Source organism: Tepidisphaeraceae bacterium (assembly GCA_035998445.1).
Lineage (GTDB): Bacteria > Planctomycetota > Phycisphaerae > Tepidisphaerales > Tepidisphaeraceae > DASYHQ01.
On the sequence record DASYHQ010000041.1, the window covers coordinates 121,714 to 140,575 of the forward strand.

The 18,862-nt window shown below is 64.9% G+C and carries 17 protein-coding genes; 12 read left to right on the forward strand and 5 right to left on the reverse strand.

Annotated elements, in window-relative coordinates:
* Nucleotides 1-21: 21 nt before the first annotated feature.
* On the reverse strand, nt 22-1,863 hold the full coding sequence (locus tag VGN72_16190) for an ABC transporter ATP-binding protein (protein ID HEV7300908.1): 1,842 nt from the start codon (nt 1,861-1,863) through the stop codon (nt 22-24).
* 44 nt (nt 1,864-1,907) lie between these two features.
* Entirely contained in the window at nt 1,908-3,911 is a 2,004-nt protein-coding gene (locus tag VGN72_16195) for an ABC transporter ATP-binding protein (protein ID HEV7300909.1), read from the reverse strand.
* Nucleotides 3,912-4,347: 436 nt separating this feature from the next.
* On the opposite strand from VGN72_16195, the gene VGN72_16200 reads away from it, so the two are divergent.
* Nucleotides 4,348-5,292: a hypothetical protein gene (locus VGN72_16200; protein ID HEV7300910.1), complete on the forward strand. Its 945-nt coding sequence runs from the start codon at nt 4,348-4,350 to the stop codon at nt 5,290-5,292.
* 326 nt (nt 5,293-5,618) lie between these two features.
* Here VGN72_16200 and VGN72_16205 read toward each other — a convergent pair whose 3' ends face one another.
* Nucleotides 5,619-6,488: an HAD-IIA family hydrolase gene (locus VGN72_16205; GenBank protein ID HEV7300911.1), complete on the reverse strand. Its 870-nt coding sequence runs from the start codon at nt 6,486-6,488 to the stop codon at nt 5,619-5,621.
* 165 nt (nt 6,489-6,653) lie between these two features.
* On the opposite strand from VGN72_16205, the gene VGN72_16210 reads away from it, so the two are divergent.
* Both VGN72_16210 and VGN72_16215 read left to right on the forward strand, forming a co-directional pair.
* Nucleotides 6,654-7,811, forward strand: coding sequence for a pilus assembly protein TadG-related protein (locus VGN72_16210; GenBank protein HEV7300912.1), 1,158 nt, complete (start codon nt 6,654-6,656; stop codon nt 7,809-7,811).
* Nucleotides 7,812-7,813: 2 nt separating this feature from the next.
* Nucleotides 7,814-8,977, forward strand: a complete 1,164-nt coding sequence (locus VGN72_16215) for a pilus assembly protein TadG-related protein (protein ID HEV7300913.1) — start codon at nt 7,814-7,816, stop codon at nt 8,975-8,977.
* Here the strand turns inward: VGN72_16215 and VGN72_16220 are convergent.
* Entirely contained in the window at nt 8,920-10,503 is a 1,584-nt protein-coding gene (locus VGN72_16220; GenBank protein ID HEV7300914.1) for a sigma 54-interacting transcriptional regulator, read from the reverse strand. The two genes, VGN72_16215 and VGN72_16220, sit on opposite strands and share 58 nt — an antisense overlap.
* A 151-nt stretch (nt 10,504-10,654) precedes the next feature.
* Here VGN72_16220 and VGN72_16225 point away from each other — a divergent pair, with 151 nt between their 5' ends.
* The 9 genes from VGN72_16225 (at nt 10,655) to VGN72_16265 (ending at nt 18,263) form a co-directional block, all read left to right on the forward strand.
* Nucleotides 10,655-10,897 carry a hypothetical protein gene (locus VGN72_16225; protein HEV7300915.1) on the forward strand — a complete coding sequence of 81 codons (243 nt, stop codon included), beginning with the start codon at nt 10,655-10,657 and terminating at the stop codon, nt 10,895-10,897.
* 149 nt (nt 10,898-11,046) lie between these two features.
* Nucleotides 11,047-11,844: a hypothetical protein gene (locus tag VGN72_16230; protein HEV7300916.1), complete on the forward strand. Its 798-nt coding sequence runs from the start codon at nt 11,047-11,049 to the stop codon at nt 11,842-11,844.
* Between the two features lie 57 nt (nt 11,845-11,901).
* Nucleotides 11,902-13,851 (forward strand): HEAT repeat domain-containing protein, encoded by a 1,950-nt coding sequence (locus tag VGN72_16235; protein HEV7300917.1) that lies wholly within the window; start codon nt 11,902-11,904, stop codon nt 13,849-13,851.
* A 35-nt stretch (nt 13,852-13,886) separates the two neighbouring features.
* The gene (locus VGN72_16240; protein ID HEV7300918.1) at nt 13,887-14,351 is read left to right on the forward strand and encodes a hypothetical protein; all 465 of its coding nucleotides are present in this window, start codon (nt 13,887-13,889) and stop codon (nt 14,349-14,351) included.
* Between the two features lie 668 nt (nt 14,352-15,019).
* A complete protein-coding gene (rnpA, locus tag VGN72_16245; GenBank protein ID HEV7300919.1) occupies nt 15,020-15,403 on the forward strand; it encodes a ribonuclease P protein component in 384 nt (127 codons plus the stop codon).
* On the forward strand, nt 15,400-15,606 hold the full coding sequence (yidD, locus tag VGN72_16250; protein HEV7300920.1) for a membrane protein insertion efficiency factor YidD: 207 nt from the start codon (nt 15,400-15,402) through the stop codon (nt 15,604-15,606). The genes rnpA and yidD overlap by 4 nt, the downstream gene beginning before the upstream one ends.
* Nucleotides 15,603-16,514, forward strand: a complete 912-nt coding sequence (locus tag VGN72_16255; protein HEV7300921.1) for an endonuclease/exonuclease/phosphatase family protein — start codon at nt 15,603-15,605, stop codon at nt 16,512-16,514. Before yidD ends, VGN72_16255 begins: the two co-directional genes overlap by 4 nt.
* 49 nt (nt 16,515-16,563) lie before the next feature.
* Complete coding sequence (locus tag VGN72_16260) at nt 16,564-17,154, forward strand: NADH-quinone oxidoreductase subunit I (protein ID HEV7300922.1); 591 nt, start codon at nt 16,564-16,566, stop codon at nt 17,152-17,154.
* 341 nt (nt 17,155-17,495) lie between these two features.
* Nucleotides 17,496-18,263 (forward strand): isoprenyl transferase, encoded by a 768-nt coding sequence (locus tag VGN72_16265; protein HEV7300923.1) that lies wholly within the window; start codon nt 17,496-17,498, stop codon nt 18,261-18,263.
* Between the two features lie 139 nt (nt 18,264-18,402).
* Here the strand turns inward: VGN72_16265 and VGN72_16270 are convergent, their stop codons facing one another.
* Nucleotides 18,403-18,762 (reverse strand): hypothetical protein, encoded by a 360-nt coding sequence (locus VGN72_16270; protein HEV7300924.1) that lies wholly within the window; start codon nt 18,760-18,762, stop codon nt 18,403-18,405.
* Nucleotides 18,763-18,862 lie beyond the last annotated feature (100 nt).

Here is an 18,862-nt window from a genome sequence, read left to right on the forward strand (position 1 = left end):
GGTCGCTTCGATCTTGATGATTCACGCATGGGCCGCGAACTGCTTATAGAGGTGGGCGTACTTGCCGCCTTTATCGACCAGTTCATCGTGCGTGCCGCGTTCGACGATGTGGCCGGCGTCGATCACGAGGATCTGGTCGGCGTTCATGATCGTGCTGAGGCGGTGGGCGACGATGAACGTCGTACGGCCGGTCAGCAGGCGTTCGAGCGAGGTCTGGATGATCGCCTCGGTGGTCGTGTCGACGGCGCTGGTCGCTTCGTCGAGCATGAAGATGCGCGGGTCGGCCAGGAAGGCGCGGGTGAAGCAGATCAGTTGCCGCTGACCCAGGCTCATGTTCGCGCCACGCTCGCCTACCTCGGTGTGGTAGCCGTCCTTCAGCAGGCCGATCGCGTCGTGCGTGCCCAGCGCGTTGGCGGCGGCGATTACGTCGTCCAATGTGGCTTCCGGGCGGGCGTACTTGATGTTGTCCAACACCGTGCCGGTGAACAGGTAGTTCACCTGCAGCACGAGGCCCATCTGCTTGTGCAGCGACTCGCCGGTGACGTAGCGGATGTCGTGACCGTCCACCAGCACGCGGCCGCTCTGCGATTGGTAGAAGCGCGCGATCAACGAGATGATGCTGCTCTTGCCACTGCCCGTTGCGCCCACGAGCGCGATCGTCTGACCCGGCTGCGCCTCGAATGACACGCCGTGCAGCACGGGGCGGTCGGCGTTGTAGCCGAAGACGACGTTCTCGAATCGCACGTGACCCGTGATCGGGGGGATGGGTTTGGCGTCCGTGGCGTCCTGCACTTCAGGCGTGGCGTCGAGCAGTGCGAAGACGCGCTCGGCGCCCGCCATCGACATCATCAGCTGGTTGTAGAAGTTCCCGAACGCGATGATCGGGTTCATGAAGTAATCCCAGTACAGGAATGCCGCCACCACCTTGCCCACGCTGCTGATGCGTCCGTCGACCACGAGGTACGCGCCGTACGCCAAGATCGTCACCTTGCCGATAAACCCCAGCAGCTGCAGCAGCGGCTGATAGACGCCGTTGATGCGGGCGGCGTGCATGTTGTTGGCAGTGTTCTCCTCCTGCAGACGGTTGAACTCGCCGACGTTGGCGTTCTGCCGGTTGAACGCGGTGACGACGCGGATACCGGTGATGTTCTCGGCAAGGTTGGCGCTGACGCGCGTGAACCCCTCGCGCACCTGTTGCCACATGTTGCCGCTCTTGCGCAGGTACATGCGGTTGGCGACGAATAGCACCGGGCCGATCCACGCGACCGCGAGAAACAACCGCCAGTCGGTCGAGATGAGAAAGCCCGCAGCAATCACCATCTGCAGCGTCCAGATCGTGACGTGGTGAATGCCCCAGACGTTCACCTCGCGCATGGCGTTGACGTCGCTCGTGCAACGGCTGATGACGCGGCCGAGCTTCGTCTTGTCGTAGAAGCTCATGCTGAGCCGCTGCAACTGCGCGAAGATCGCCCGGCGGGTGGCGAACTGCACGCGCTCGCCGGCGCCGGTCATGATCAGGATGACGAACCGCTGCATGATCAACGCCGCCGTCAGCACGACCGCCCAGAGCAGCACGACGTTCACGACGTGCCGCACCGATGGCACCTGCCCCTCCAACTGACCGCTCGCGTGATCGATGATGTGCTGCGTGAACAGCGGGCTAAGCATCTCCAGCGCGACCATCGCCATGCCCAGCAGCGTGCCACCGATGTAACGCCAGCGGAACGGCCAGAGGTTCTGGCCCATGCGGCGCAGCAGCGCCAAATCGATCTGCTTGTAACGTTGGTCTTCCGGCTCACCGGAGTCGGCCTGTGCGGACGCCGGCTTGGCTGCAGTGGTGGATGTGCGGGCGACTGTCGTCATGGATAACTGCCTTCGCGCGATCGAAGCGGACGCACCGTCGATTGCTACATGTCCTGGTGTCCCCGCCCGCCTTCGCGGGCGGCGGTGGTGACGGCGTTCACGGCGCGGTTGTCGCTCACGCGGCGCATGTGGGACGGGTTGTTGTCGTCGGTCCGGCTGTCGGGTTGCAGTTGGACGGCGGCGATCTCGCGGTAATGGCCGTCCTCGGCCATCAGCTCGTCGTGCGTGCCCATCTGGGTCACGCGGCCGCTCTCGAGCACAATCACGCGATCGGCGCGCTTGGCGGTCGACAGGCGGTGGGCGATCACGAACGTCGTGCGGCCGTACATCGCGAACTTCATGCCGCGGCGGATCAGGTCTTCGGTCTCCGGGTCCACGGCGGCGGTCGCGTCGTCCAGCACCAGGATGCGCGGGTTGGACAAGATCGCCCGCGCGATCGCCAGGCGCTGCCGTTGCCCACCCGACAGGCTGCTGCCGCGCTCGGCCAGCACGGTCTGGTACCCGTGGGGCATCTGCTCGATGAACTCGTGCGCCTGGGCTAACCGGGCCGCCGCCTCGACGGGGCCACCGCTCATGTGCGGGCGGCCGTAGGCGATGTTGGCCTCAACGGTGTCGCTGAACAGGTACGTCTCCTGGAACACGAACGCGACCTCGCTGCGCAGCTGGCTGAGCTCGCACTGCTTGATGTCCATGCCGTCGACGCGGATCGTGCCGTGCTGGGGGTCGTAGAAGCGGGCCAGCAGGTTCACGAGCGAGGTCTTGCCCGCGCCGGTCGGCCCGACGATCGCCACTACGCTGCCGCCGGGCACCTCGAAGTCCAGGTCGCGCAGGACCGGCTTGGCGGGGTCGTAGCCAAATGTGACGTTCTCGAAGCGCACGTGCCCCGGCCCCGGGGGCAGCGGGCAGCACTCGGGGTGCTCGACCACGGTCGGCGGCGCCATCAGGATCTCGTACAGGCGGCGCGCCGAAACGATGGCCGCCTGGTACTGCTCGTTGATCGCGCCAACCTGCTGTAACCGGCCCAGAATGACGCCCATGCTGGCGCCCAGGATCAGGAAGTCACCCGCGTTCAGCTTGCCCTTGATGATCAAGATGCCAGCGGCCAGGAACAGTGTGAGGTTGCTGGCGGTCGCGATGCCGCGCACGACGGGTGTGAAGTTCGCAAACAGCCTGATGCGGCTTTGCACGCGCCCGAAGAACGAGTCGAGGTTCTCACCGTACTTGGCGATCTCCTTCTCCTGCGTTGCGAACGCCTTCACAACGTGAACGCCAGCGATATTTTCAGTGATTAGCGAGACGTTGCGGTCCTCGGCTTCCATCACCGCCTGTCCGGCCGGCTGCGCCTTCTTGCCGAACCGCAAGATGTACCACGTCCAGATCGGCAGCGGCGCCAGCGCCAGCAGCGCCACCCAAGGCGACCGCGACAGCAGCAGGATGATGTTGCCCGTCACCATCATCACGATGTCCAAGCTGATCAGCAGCGCGGTCTGGAGGAACGCGCGAACGTTCTGCAAATCGGTCAGCGACCGGTTGATGAGCTGGCCGCTGGAGAGCGCATCGTGGAACTTGAATCCGACTCGCTGCACCTTGTCGTAGACGGCCTCTCGGAGGTAGTAGACCATCGTCATGCTCATCTTCATCTCGAAGGTGATGCGCAGGTAGCGCAACACGAGCAGGCCGAGGGTCAATCCGATCAGCAGCATCACGACCGACCGCAGCGCGACGATCTGCGGGTCATCCGAGGCCAGGAACGCCCAAAAGCTCTGGCCGGTCTGCGGCTTGGCCACCAGTTGCTGAATCCGGTCTACGATGCTGCCACTGACGCCGATCGACAGCACCTCGGCCGTGTTGCCGAGCACCACGAACGTACAGCAGAGGAACGCCAGCCCCTTCACCGGCGACAGGAAACGCAGCATCCACGAGAACAGCTGCCAGTTCGAGACCTTCTTGGCCTCGTACAGCAACACGTCCGGTGGCACCGACGGATCGGTGGCGCTGGCTTGGGATACAAAGGGTTGATTCGAAACAACTGCGGATTTGGTCGCCACGGTGCCTACGCCATCCTTGGGGAATGCGGGATACGCTACCTTGCTCACCCTCAACGTCAATAGCGAAAGCGAAAATGGAGTGAAGCGGACGCCTGTAGCGCGTCTGGACTTGGGTCTGATAACGGTAGACCTTGCCCGGACGTGAGGCGTCTTCAGCTTAGCTGAGCACGCCAAAGCAGTTGTGAGCACCCTTTGGAACTGGCTTGTACGAACACGTTTCCCTCGTCGTCCAACACGACCGCGCGACGTCGTACAACGCGCGCACGGATCAGTTCCCCCATCTTCCACGGCGCGGTCGGAAAAACGTCCGGATTTCCCCTCGCGCGCCCTTCCAATGCTCCGCACGAGCCCAATTTCAATCATATGTTTCGCGTGGGTGTGACGCGGGCGTGTCGCCAGTGTCGCGATGTCAGAAGTTTGAAGGAGTCGGAAGAACATGGGCGCGAAGCAGTACGTCGGTAGCGTGTTATCGGTCCGTAGCGAACGGGTGCAGTTGCTCGGTGGCCGCCGGTCGGTCGTCGAGGCGTTGGAGGGTCGCCAGCTGATGGCGGCGCAGATCACTGGAACGGTGTACGAGGACATGACCGGCAACGGCCTGACGCGCGACGACCGCCGGGCCTCGGCGATCACCGTCAACCTCTACCGTGACGCCGACAACAACGGCAAGCTGGACGCCAGCGATGGGGGCCCGATCGCCAGCGCGATCACCAAGCGCGGCAATTACCGCTTCAGCAGGCTGGAGATCGGCAACTACCTGGTCGAAGAGGTGCTGCCCGCAAACGCGGTGCGCACGGCGCCCACGACCGCCGCGGTGCGCGACGTGGACGTGCTGAAGAACAAGCGGTACGGCAAGGTCAACTTCGCGCACTACGTCGACCGGTTCGACGAGAACTCCGTGCAGAACGTCACCTACGTGATCAACGGCACCACGACCGTCACCTCGCTGGCGGGTCACGTGAAGCAGGGCGACACCGTCGAGGCGCGCTTCACGCTGACCTCGAAGCAGACCGTCTCGCTCGTGTCGTACAAGACGACCAGCCCGCTCGGCCAGCCGTTGAGCGACCAGTACATCTACGATAAGGCCAGCGCCACGCTGAAGCCCGGCACGTACAGCCTGAAGGTGAAGGTGCCCAACTGCTATTTCCAGGTCGACTTTACCGGTGGCCGGCCGATCGATCGCTTCGGGCACGCGTACAGCAACATCACGTACACGAAGCAGAGCCGCCTGATCGCTGCCGCCGTGGGTGGTGAGAACGCCAACCCGGCGGGCACGAACTGGCACACGCAAAAGCAGGACAAGGACGTCGTGAAGGGCAAGAACGCCAAGTGGAACGGCGTGTTCTACTTCTTCAAGGACCGCTTCGTCGCCAAATGGCGTTAACGCGACCTGGTTCGGAAACACCCACGCGCCCGGCGGGCATGCACCATGCATGCCCGCCTTTCTTTTGCGCGCGGGCCCGTGATACGGTTCGTGATTAAAACGCGCGCGACCATGTCATCCTGAGAGGGTGTTAAAGAACAGCGCCGCGTCCGCTCCGACCGTGGCATGGGCGTCTCGCCCATGCATGTTGACTGGATTGGGAGGCTTCATTTGTGGCCGCTGCGCCGATCGAGCCGCTGCAACCAATGCTGTCTTCCGGCATCACCACACGCATGGGCGAGACGCCCATGCCACGGTCGGACGGTCACTCGCCGCGGCTGGTCGATCTACAGTTCCATCAGGTCTTCCACGATCGCATCGGGCTGCATTTCCGGTGGTGCCCCGATCATGTCGCGGCGGCGCGTGACGCCGGTGAGCGTGAGGATCGTGCGCATGCCCATGGCCTTGCCGCCGGCGATGTCGGACTCGAGATTGTCACCGATCAGCACGCATTGGTCGGGCGCCACGCCCAGCCGCGCGCACAGCTCGTTGAAGAAGATCGGTTGCGGCTTGCCGGTAAAGGTGGGGACCGTGTTGGCGGCGTAGGCGAGGTAATGCGACAGCGCGCCGGCGCCGAACTCGATGCCGCGCGGGCTGGGGTAGACGCGGTCGGCGCAGATGCCGATCAGCCGCGCCTTTTTGCGCAGCAACTGCAACGCCACCCGGCGGCGGTCGTCGGTCGCGTAGACGTTCACGGGCGCGCCCACGATCACCGCGTCGCACGGTTCGCCTGCTGTCTGCACCCAGTGCACCAGGCCGTCCAGCATCTCGGCGATCCCCTCGGTGGCCAGGTTGTACACGCGCGGGCGGGGGCGGGCGGTGGGGGGCGCGTCGCCGGTGTCGTTACCGGTGCGCTGGCCCGTCTGCGTCAGCACGAAGTCGCACGCGGCGGCGGCGGCGGTGTAAATGTGGTCGGGCTCGATCTCGACACCCATGCGCGACAACCGTTCCACCAGCCGCACCGGGCTCGACGTGCTGTTGGTCAGGCAGGCGTACGGCCGTCCCTGCGATTGCAGCCGGCGGACGAGGGCGACCGCGCCCGGCAGCGCGTGGTCCTCGTGATACAGCGTCCCATCCAGGTCCAGCAGCACGGCGGCGTAGTTCGATAGGTCGGTCGGCACGCGGCGCAGTGTGACGCACGGCCCGTCGTCTGACAAGCCGCGCCCTCTGCAACCGTGCCACCGCCTTATCGGACGCGGCCACATCACGGTCGGTCGCGCAGGCGTCATGCGTGGCGCAGGCTGTACTGAGGAATCGACCGCCAACCTCTAATGTGCGCCGGCGGCTTTGCCGAAGGTGCGTAGGGGAGGCATCTTCAACGCATGAAACGACACGCAGCAACCAATCCTCGCAACCGCCGTCGACAGGGCGGCGTGCTGGTCTACTCGATCATCGCGATGACCGTGTTCATCGGCTTCGTGTCGTTCGCGCTCGACTGGGGGCGCGTGCAGTTGTCCAAGACCGAGCTTTCCACCGCCACCGACGCCGCGGCGATGGCCGGTGCCTCGTACACGCACAAGGGGACGTACTACGCCCGCATGCACGCCAAGGACACCGCGCTGAAGAACCGGATCGGTGGCAAGGAGCTGACGCTGCTCGATGCCGACGTGCTCATCGGCCGCTGGGACACCGCCACGCGCACGTTCGAGACCCCGTCGAACGATCCCAATGCCGTCCGCGTGACCGGCTACCTCACGCAGGAGCGCGGCAGCGCGATCCCGCTGACGTTCGCCGGCGCGGTGTCGTCCCACACGTCGGCCGAGGCGCGCGAGATCGCGACGGCGGTGTATGTGGGCAGTCCGCAGATCACCCGCAAGGTGCGGGCGACCGCCAACCCGTTCCTGGCCGGCATGGGCCCCGGTTCGATCGCCAGCCACATCAACCCGCACCACAACCCCGACTACGGTGGCGACGAGTACGCCGAGAACCCCGCGGATCGAAAGGCCTCACCGCAACGGATCCCGGCGGCCTCGAAGATGAACTTCACGTTTGGCGCCATCACCGGCACCGCCAACCACGACCCGAACGACACGCGCTTCCAGCCCGACGGCAAGTTTTCCGACATTGGGCACAACAACACGACGACGAGCGACAGCAACTCGAAGACCAATCAGTTCTATCACGAGAACAACATCCACGACATGATCGCGCCGATCAACGCGCTCGTCGGCGTCTTCCTGAACGACGACAAGCCCACCGACTCGGCTCTGCCCGTGATCAGCGAGGACGACAAGAAGAAGGCGCCGACCGACTACTCGACGCCCGAGGCCCGCAACCGGTTGACCTACGAGCCGAAGCTGAAGCAGATCTTCTTCATCGGTGACGGCCTGACCGACAACGGTGTGCGGCAGACGTTCGTGGCGCCCGAAGGCGCAACGCGGCTGTATCTGGCGACGTGGGACTTCTACGAGTGGAACAACAACGGCGGCGAGCGTGAGGTTGAGATCAACCCCACGGGCCGCGTCTACCTGGTCGAATGAACATGAGCCTGCAAGCCTCACATCGCCGGGGTGGCGTACTGGTCTACGTGGTCGTCGCGATCACGTCGATGATGGCGTTCGCATCGCTGGCGATCGACTGGGGCCGCGTGCAGCTGGTGAAGACCGAACTCCAGCGCGCCGCCGACGCCGCCGCGCGGTACGGGGCCAGCGGGCTGGCGACCAGCAGTGCGACGGCGGTCCAGAACGCGATCCTCGCCGCCGCCGACAACACCGCCGATGGATCGTCGGTGGTGCTGACCAGCGCTGACGTCATGGTGGGCAACTGGAACACGACGACGCGCGTCTTCACCGCCAATGGCTCGCCGCGAAATGCCGTACAGGTGACCGCACGTCGCACGCAAGCGCGGGGCACGGCCGTCAAGTTGACCTGGACGGGCACGGTGCCCGGTGCCCCTTCCTCGGTGAACGTCGGCGCCACGGCCACCGCGTACGCCGAGGGCTCCGTCTTCAAGGGCTTCATTGGCCTGAGCAGCTTCGTCGCGAAGAACAACTCCGTGGGTGTCAGTTATCGATCCAGTTCGAACGTTGATCCGAACCCGGGCAACGCCTCGACGCGCGGCATGTTTGGCACCAACGGGGTGATGGACGGCAAGAACAACGGCAAAGTGTTCGGAGACCTATATCTGGGCCCCGCAGGCTCCAACGATGGAATAAGCGTCACCGGCTCCATCCGGAGCATGAGCAGCGCGATCCCCGAGCCCGTCCTGCCCGCCTGGAACCCCGGCACGAATCCGAACTCGATCCCACAGGCCTATAGCGCTGGCACGGCCCAGTTGGCGGGCGGAACGTACTGGTTCTCCAGCCTGAGGGTTACGGGAGCGCTGTCGTTCAGCGGTCCGACCACGCTGTACGTCAACGGCAACGTGGACTTGAGCGGCAGCCTTCTGGCGCACAACTCGATCCCCTCGAACCTGCGCATCTACGTGCTCGGCTCCGGCCGAACCTTCGGTGACGACTCGTCGAACGACGTGGAGATCTGCGCTCAGGTGCTGGCGCCGGGCGCCGCGCTGGAGGCCAAGAACAACATGAAATTCCGCGGGCGCGGCATCTTCCGCTCGATCGAGACGAAGAACAACGCCGAGTACTACTACGACGAGGACGACGGCCCGGCCGGCCCGTCCTCGTCGATCTCCCTCGTGAAGTGATCGGTCGGCGTCAGCACACTTACGGCTCGTGCGCGCACGGTCCGCCGATCCAATCCCAATCGTTCACCCGCGGCCTCGTATGAACCGGTGAGGCGATAGAGGTGGGCGCAGTACCGCGACAGCAGCTGGTCGGCCGTCAATGAACCGGCGGCGATGGCGCTTGCGAGGTCGTCGCCATGGGCGACGCTGGGCAGGGAAGTGGGGCGGTAATCGCCGCGCACCAGCACGTTACGCACGCACTGTTCCAGTTCGCGAAAGTTGCCCGGCCAGGGGTAGTCGCGGCCGAGGTTGCGCTTGATGCTCGCCATCGTCTCGTCCGCCAGCGTGTCGGCTTCGGCTGGTAGCAGGCGCTGGGCGATGAACTCGATCAGCGTGCGCAGCTCGCTTGCCGAGTCGCCCAACTGTTCGCGCAGCGACGGCGTCGTGATGATGTCGCTGCACAGGCGATAATAGAAGTCGCGCCGGAAACCGCCCGCCTGCATCTCCGCCGCCAGGTCGCGGTTGGTCGCCGCGATGATCTTCCCGCGAAACGCGATCGTCTTCGTCTCGCCCAGCCGTTGGAACGTGCGCGTCTGCAGCACGCGCAGTAGCTTTACCTGAATCGACGGGTCCAACTCGCCAATCTCATCCAGAAACACCGTACCCAATGGCGGGCACGTTTGCAGCCAACCCATGCGGTCGTCGATGGCGCCGGTAAAAGCGCCCCGGCGATGGCCGAACAGTTCCGACTCCACAAGCGTGGGCGACAACGCCGACAGGTTCAGCGGGTAAAAGGAGCCGGCGAAGTCCTCAGTGAACGTTTTCGACTTAGCATCAAACGGGATGTACCGCGATGCGCCGATCGCGCGGGCCACCAGTTCCTTGCCGGTGCCGCTGGGCCCTACGATGAGGGTGGTGAAGTCCCCGGTCTTGTCGAACAGCGACCGCCGATAGCGGCGCATGTCGTGCGTGAAGATCGACTGCCAAATGCCGGCCCGCAACCGCGCCGCCGGCATCGACGTGCCCACGATCGAGTTGAAGATCTGGTCAAACGCCCGGCGGATCTGAAAGAAGCAGGCCAGCATGTGGGCCGGGCAGGGCGCCTCGCGCCGCAGCAGCTTGCCGTCTCGGAAGAAGTGGCGCACCTCGTCGCGCAGCGCTTCAAAGATGCCGACGAGCCCGCGCATGGGCTTGGCGGCGCGGGCATCGTTGATGGCCGTCTCCAGCGATTCGTTGTGACGGTAGTAGAGCGCGTAGAGCACGAGGTCTTCGTAGAGCTGTCCCTCTTCCCCCGTTGGCCGCACCCCGGCGACCAGCTCGCTGCGAAGCGACTCGCACTGCCGTTCGATGACGTCCTTCAACGCCTCGATGTTCGCCCGCTGCCTTAACCCCGCCGCCGACACGTTCCAAACCGCGCCGCGCTCACTGAACGAGTCGCCGAGCACCTGCCGTTCCGCGGCGATGCGCTCGGGCAGAAACGGGTTGCAGTAGACCATCTGCGAAATCGCCTCGATCTGCGGACGGGCGGTAGGGGAGATAAGGGGCATACATTGAATGTACATACCTTGTGCATTGAATGCGCATCATTCTTCCGATCTGTTCGCGATGATCTAATCGTAATATTTCATAAGTCTTTTGTATGGGACCTCTTGAGATTGATCTTCGTCTCGCGGCACACCCATCGCTTAAGGGTCTTCCATGAACACGCTCAACACTCAACGTCGTTTGATTTCGGTCCTGTCGATCGTGGCCGCGATTGCGGTCGCGAGCGGGTGCGATCAGCCGAACCGCCGGGCGGCGCGCGTCCCCGGTGCCGTCGTCCAAGGGGGGGCGGTTCGGTTGGTCGTGCCCCCCATGTCGTCGGTCGGACCGAGCGTCCAGATGAAAGCCCACAATCCGGCGGAGCACGCTCAGTACCAGGCGTACCTGGCGTCGCGGTAAGGCCAGGGTCGTTCTCCCCATTTGCCCCGGGTTTGACCGTGGGTGTTCCTTCGACCGACGCAAGACACACGGGCAAGCCCGGGGCTATGTGAAGCGCCAATTCCATTACTCGACCTCTTTCTCGACATCACCCATTTGCGAGGTGCAACATGAGCAGTCTTAAAACCCGCGTCCGTCCCATCCTCATCGCAACCGCCCTAACCACGACCGCTATGTCGATCGGATGCGCCAGTACGGGGCTGTCGTCCCGCGAGGTGCCGGGGCAGTCGCAGTCGACGTACATCCGTGCCCTCTACGATGCGCCGCTGCCCACCGGCCATGCCGGTGCCGATAGCCACGCCACAGCGCCCGCGGCGCCGCGACCCTTCCAAGGGCCGGCCAAGCTGGCGGTGGCGCAGGTGGGCGAGGTGGCGCCACCCGAGCCGCTGTTGAAGGGCCTGCGGGGCCATCCCCAGCAGTTCTCGCGCGTCGAGCCCGTGCCGGCGTTGCCTGAAGGGTACGAGTACTCCCGCGGCGGTCCGGTGCGCCCCACGGCGACCGATCACGCCCGCCGGCACATCGACACGCTCTGCGACATTGCCATTAGCATGAACATGGACTACCTGCTGCTGGTCGGCGGCACGATCGACCATGACACCAACGCCACGCCGTTGTCGATCCTGAACCTGACGATCATCGGCGCCTTCGTCATTCCCAGCGACCAGACCCGCGCCCACGTGAAGGCGACCGGCGCCCTGATCGACCTGAAGACCCGCCAGGTCGTCTCGATCAGCTCCGCCGAGGTAAAGGGCGACCACCTCACGCCCGCCGTTTCGACCAACGCCGAACGCGTCCCACTCTTCAAACGCCTCGGCGACAAGGCCGCCGCCCAGCTGGCCGAGCAGGTTGCCGCCGACTGCCAAACGGACCACCGGGAGCCGGTCGTGCTGGGACCGAAGGGCGAGTGACGTCGCCGGGCGATGGCCTCAAGTCTGGGGCCCGCTGCGTCCGATAACAATTTTGAGATGCTCGACCGACTGATCCATGCGCTGGCCTCGTCGAAGAACGGGGCCGCCGACGACGTGCTGCTGGAAGCGTTGCGCCTTGGCGTCGATCGGGAGAAGGCGGTCGCGATGGGGGGGCTGCTGAAGCGCGGCACCAACCGCGGGCTGGGGGGCATCATCTCGCAGTACGAGGCGCTGCCGGGCGAGTTGCAGGAACTGGTGATCGCCGAGATCAAGGTGTTTCACAGCGCGCTACGTGAGAGCGCCCGCGGCACGCAGGTGGGGCGGCGGTTGTCGGCGCTGCGGTTGATCGCCCAGGGGCGACAGGGAAAGCTGGCATACGTGCTGTCCGAACATCTGCACGACCCCGACGAGGCCGTCAGCAAGGCCGCGTGCGACGCGATGGCGGCGCTGGCGCGGTGGGCTGCGGGTGAGGTGAAGCGCCTGCAGGCCAGCACCGAGATCCGCATCGATTCGGCCGGTGAAAAGCTGCTGCCACCCGACCCGGCCCAGTTCACCGCTGACTACAAGAAACTCATCGAACAGCGCGGCGAAATCGAAGCCGCGGTCGCCCGGGCGATCGACATCCATCGCGGGCGCCACGGGTCGGAGCTGTTGCGCGCCGCGGTGCTGCTGGCCGACAATCCTCAGAGCAAGACGTTCGAGATCCTGCGCCTCACCAAGCATGGCGGGCAATCCCCCATGGTCCGCCGGCTGCAACAGGCGCCGGCCAGCGAGCACGTGCCCGCCTTCCTGCTGGCCGCCAGCGCCGGTGGGCTGCGGACGCACTTCGGCAACATCTTTTCGAACATCGACGAGTCGCCCGTGCTCGATGCGCTGCTGCGCAAGACGCACTGGTTGAAGGACCACGCGCTGCAGGCCTGCGTCCACCAGGTCACGCGCGGCGTGTGGTGGGACGACGCCACGCTGCTGAAGGACGCCAACCGCCGAAGCGCAAGTGAATCGGTGCGCATCGCCGAGTGGTTGAGCGCATCAGGCATGCACGACGCGTTGCAGGACGAACGGCTGGAACGGCTGGCCGACATCTCCCGCGACGACGTCTCCGCCCGGCTGCGGTTGCTACGCATCGCGATGCGGCGCAAGCGCGGCGCCTCGGTGCGGCTGCTGACGAAGCTCATCGGTGATTCGGACGAACGCATCGCCCGCATGGCGGCGCGGGAGATCGTCCGGCGGCGCCCGGTGGACTACGAGAACATCCTGCTGCAGCGCGTCAGCACCACGTCGCCCAGCGTTCGGCGCATCATCACTCGCGCGATCGGGCAGGTGGGGTTCGAGCACTTCTGGAACCGCTTCGACCGCCTGCCGCGTCCCACGCGCCGCCAGGCCGGCCGGGCGATGCTGAAGATCATGCCCGACGCCATCGCACGGCTCGCGCGCAAGTTGGAGGCCGGCCCGCTCGAACAGAAGGTGAAGGCGATGCAGATCGCCGGCGAGCTGGAGCTGGGCGAGCCGCTTCGCATGCCGATCATGCGGTTGTGCGTCGATGCCAACCCGCGCCTGCGCAGCAAGGCGGTCAGCGTGATCACCTCGGCCACCACCGCACTGCCGGCGGCGCTGATCGACCGGTTGCTGAACGACATGGACGGCCGGGTGCGCGCCAACACGATCGAACTACTGGCCGTCAGCCGCCGCACGGAATTCCTGCCAATCCTGATGCAACGCGCCCGGGCCACCAGCCCCCGCGAGCGCGCCAACGCGATCAAGGCGCTGCACACGTTGCGCGTCGCCTCGGCGGTGGCGCAACTGCAGGCCATGCTGCGCGACGACCGCAGCGAACACCGCATCTCGGGCATGTGGGCGCTGCGATCGATGGGCCTGTGGCAACTGCTGAGCGAGGTCGGCCGCTTGGCCAAGTCCGACCCGAACGTGCGCGTGCGCCGCTACGCCATCACGATCCTGCGCGCCGCGGCCGAGCTGGCGGCGCAACAGAAAGTGGCCAAGGCGGGGTAAGTTGAAGGCGGAAGTAGATGCAGGAAGGAAACAACATGACCACGCGTTTCACGTGCATCGGTTCGATCGTTGCCCTGCTGTCGCCGGCGCCGCTTCTGGCGCAGGTGAAGCAGGAGGACGTCTTCCGAAGCATCAACGACAGCATGACCAGTCAGGGCTCCAACGGCAGCTCGATCCTGCTATTGGTCGGTGGCGGTGTCGGCGTCCTGCTGCTGCTGGCGTTTCTGAGTCGCCGCGGTGAGAACGCGCCGGCCGTTCGCTCGGTCAACCACGCCGGCAAGCTGCTGCGCGAGGTGCGCAAGCAGATCGGCCTGAAGCCCGTCGAACTGAAGCAACTGAAGCTGGTCGCCGACCAACTATCGAGCCACGACGGCGAGCCCGTCAGTCCACTGACGCTGATCGTCTGCCCGTCGGTGTTGGTGAAGGCCATCCAGAACGAGAACCTGAAGATCGACCGGGCCGTGCTGAGCGGCCTGGTGAAGCGCATCAAGGTCGGCTAATTCCCCGCCGCCCCGCGTCCACTGTCCTCTCTTCTGTAGGACAGGCATTCCTGCCTGTCTCTCCCCCCGTATTCATTCTTCGGTCTTCTGTGGCAAAGGCATTCTTGCCTGCGTCTCTTATTTGGTGGGACAGACATTCTTATCTGCCACGCAGCGCTAGCTGAGATGGCGAAGAGGCAGAGACGCGAAGGCGCGAAGGACGCGAAGGCGGACGCGAAGAAATGCGGGTGGTGTTGCGCCAACCCCGCGTCTTCTGCGCAGCGCGGGCGTAGAGATGGATAGCGTGCTCTTTGACAACTGAATAGCCGGCATCGTGGACATCCGCGTTCGCGTCGCGACCTACCGATGTTGCACAATGGTGCAAAATGGTGCACGGATTCGCGTTTTGCCTTACCCAGACCGCCGCCGCGAAGCGCACCTTCTTCTTCTTCGCGCTCCTTCGCGTCCGCCCTTCGCGTGCTTCGCGTTCGTATTTGCTTTCGTGGAGGCGCAATAGAGACGACGGAAAAGAGACACAGGCAAGAATGCCTATGCCACAGTCAAGAGAATACGGGGGGAAACCGGACGGGGGGAGAGACAGGCAGGAATGCCTGTCCTACAGAAGAGAGGGGGAGTGGCGGGGCGACTGTCGCTGGGGAGCGTGGGGTTCTAAGATGTAGCGGGTAACAATGAACGTGCCGCTGCGGAACAACTTCCCTCGTCAGGCCATCCTGCGTGGCGTTGGCACGTTTGGCGCCATCATGGACCAGCGCGTGCGCGACACGCGCGGGCCGTTGGTGTTTCACACGGTGCCCGCGGCGGTGGGGGCGCAGTCGCGGCTGGGCATCAGCATCGGGCGGCGGGTGGGGAACGCGGTTGCCCGCAATCGCATAAAGCGCCTGTTGCGCGAGTCGTTCCGACTGGCGCGCAACGATTGGCCGGCGGCGTACGATGTTGTCGTCGTCGTGCGGCCGCACAAGCCGTTGGCGTTGATCGATTACCAACAACACCTGTCGGCCGGCATCGCCAAGATTCACAAGGTGTGGACATCTCGATCGAAGGCGCCAAGTTGAGTTGGCTGCTCATCCAACTCGTGCTGGTCTACCGGGCGACGCTGGCGCGGTTCATGGGCGGGCATTGCCGGTTTCACCCGTCGTGCAGCCAGTACGCGATCGACGCGATCCAGAAGCACGGCCCCTGGCGCGGGGCGTGGCGGGCAACCAAGCGCATCAGCCGTTGTCATCCGTGGGGCGGGTCAGGTTATGATCCGGCATGATCTCACGGAAGCACGTCGGGCGCTGGGTCGCACTCATGGTCCTGTCGGCGTTCGTCATTGGGTGCGGTAGCGCCGGCCCGAAAGACTACGTGCCGACCGCAGAGCGATTCGCGCTGGAAGGGGACAAGGTCGAACCGAAGAACCCGGCCGAGCTGACGGTCTGCACGTTCAACCTGAGCGAGATGAAGACGCCGCAGTTGCTGGCCGAGGACGTACGGCTGATGCCGACGGTCGACGTCTGGATTTTGCAGGAAGTGCCACTGCCCCCACCCGGCGAGCCGCTTCAACCGACGATCGACAAGCTGCGGGCGCTACTGCCGGTCGGTGAATGGCACGGCGTGGTCGCGCGCATGAACCCGGCCGACGACAAGAAGCAGCTCGGCTGGGAAGGCCAGGCAACGCTCAGCCGGTTCCCGATCGGTGAGGCGCAGCTGTGGCGGCTGGAGGCGTCGGGCCCGAAGCGCCGGCGGGCGCTGGTGGCGCCGGTCGAGTCGCCGGTGGGGTCGCTTCAGGTCGTGAATACCGATCACGAGGTAAGCTTCCTCGATCCCGGTGATGGCAGCAGCAAGCAGGTCAGCGGGCTCATCTCGCAACTGCGCCGCAGTGGCGATGGACCGGCGGTGGTTGGCGGCGACTTCAACTCGGCGGGCAACGCGTTCCGCATGCGAACGAGCGCCAAGGACGTCGACCGCATCATCAACGCCATGGCCGGCGCCGATTTCGTGCCACTGCCCGATCGCCCGGCTGCCGAGGCGGCGCCCACCTACAAGTTCTGGTTCGCCGGGGTGCAGTTGGATCACCTGTTCAGCCGCGGCCTGGAATGCGTGGAGTGGGACTCGCCGGTCACGTCCGGTTCGAAGCACCGGGCGGTCTGGGCCAAGTACAAGCTGGCGCCGAAGAAGGAGTAGCGGGTGCGCGGGTGAGACAGGGGGCCCGCGCCGCCCTACAATCGATGTTATGTCTCCCGTTCGCGCGTACTTCGCCAACATCTTCGACACGGTCAGCTCGATCGTCACGGGGCTCCGCATCACGCTGAAGTATTGCGTGCAGCGGACGGTCACGGTGCAGTATCCCGAGCGCAAGCTGTCGTTCGCGCCGCGCTACCGCGGCATTCATGAGTTCGAGGCCGAGAAGTGCATCGCCTGCGACATGTGCGCCAAGGCGTGCCCGGTCGACTGCATCTACATCGACAAGTCCGGCCCGCGGCGCATCGACAAGAACACCGGCATCATCGACGAGAACGACCCGAAGAACGGCAAGCTGATCCGGTTCGCGATCGACTACAGCAAGTGCCTGTTCTGCGCCCTTTGCACCGAACCGTGCCCGACGCTCTGCATTCACATGGGCAAGCTGCACGACCTGTCGGGCTACAGCCGCGACGACGTGGTGGTTGAGTTCGCCGAGTTGGCCAAGCAGGGCCAGCGGACGCCGTTGCCACTGTGGATGGAGCGTAACAAGGACAGCATCGGCTGGGTGAAGGACGAGCACGACCGCGTGAAAGCCGGCCGGCTCGCGACGACGGCGGCGGATATCCCGGTGATTAAATAACGCCGTAGGTACTACGGTCCCTCACCAATGTTCCCATGGGAGAGGCTTGGTGAGGGAGATTTCGGTTTGCCCGCTGGTTGATGAAGCCCCGCGTGCGACTGCCGCGCCAGTTGTCATCCCGATGGGAGCTTTGGCGACCTGAGGGATCTCGACTGACTGACGATACGGGCCATGGGAGATTCCTCAGGTCGGCAAGCCTCCGCTCGTGATGCCGATTTGCGTGAGGCACCAAGGTCTTTTGCTGTCATCACGCGCGCGTGTTCGAGACGGGGCAAGCTCATCTACCGAAGGCAACTCTGCCCTTTGCCTTCCAGAGTCTTTTGTAGTCCAATTTCCGCCCCATGGTAGACCTGCGTGACATTCCGCCACAGAAGTTTCCCCGTCACATCGCGATCATAATGGATGGCAATGGCCGCTGGGCGGTGAATCGGGGGCTGGAGCGGGTGCGCGGGCACGAGCGGGGGGCCAACGTCGTCGTCGACATCGTCAATGAGTGCGCCGACCTGCGCAAGTCGCACGGCGGGCCGGACTTCCTCACGCTCTACTCGTTCAGCCTGGAAAACTGGAAGCGTCCCATGGAGGAAGTGGCGTTCCTCATGCAGATGTACATCGATTACCTCCGCCAACAGCGGCCGATCATGATGCGCAACAACGTGCGCTTCCAGCAGATCGGCCGGCTCGACCAGTTGCCTGACCCGGTGCTGGACGAGATGAACATCACGCTGGAAGAGACGAAGAACAACACTGGGCTAACGCTGGTGCTGGCGCTGAACTACGGCAGCCGGGCCGAGATCACCGACGCGGTGCGCGCGATCGCGGAGAAGGTGGCGCAGGGGCAGATCGATCCGCGGGACGTGTCGGAGCAGATGATCGCCCAGCACCTGTACACCGCCCACATGCCCGACCCGGACCTGCTGATCCGCACCGCCGGTGAGATGCGCGTCAGCAACTACTTGCTCTGGCAGATCAGCTACGCCGAGCTATACGTCAGCGACGTACTTTGGCCTGATTTCGCGGCGCCGGACCTGCACAAGGCAATCGCGTCGTTCGCGAAGCGCAATCGGCGGTTTGGCGCGCTGGATCACACCAATACGCTGCGATCCATCTGATCGCTGGTCCGGAGAAGATGTTCCATCGCGCCGGCCCTCGCCGAGGGGGAGGGCGTGCGGTGAGGGAGACGGGGGATAGACAGGCAAAAATGCCTGTCCTCCAGAAGAGCGGCGACGCCGAGCGGCTTACGCCGCGGGATCACTTGTCCTTCGGCGCCTGGTACTTCCAGTAGTATCCCACGTGATCGCCGCCCGGCAGGGGGATTTCGATGTCTTCCAGCAGCGGCTTGCCCGCCGAGGTGTTCTGGCGTTGGGCGAAGGCAACGACCTGTCCACCAATGCTGCGGAAGCCGAAGCGGGCGCGGCGCACGAGCGTGATGCGATAGATCGGGTTCGGCGTGTCGGCGGCGTACAGCAGGTACTGGCCGGGTTCGTCGGCGGTGGCGGCGAGGGGGAGCGGGCGGTTGGGCTCGAACCGCGACAGGACGCGATCTTCCTTAGCGCAACCGGCGACCGCCAGGAACAAAACCAACGCTGAAGCGATCGATGCAATTCGCATGGGACAAGGTCTCCTGTATACCAGCGGACTCTAGCCTGAGCCGCGCGGGCTGGCAACTTACACAATCGTCATCGCCATTGCGCGCCTGACAGCGCAACGG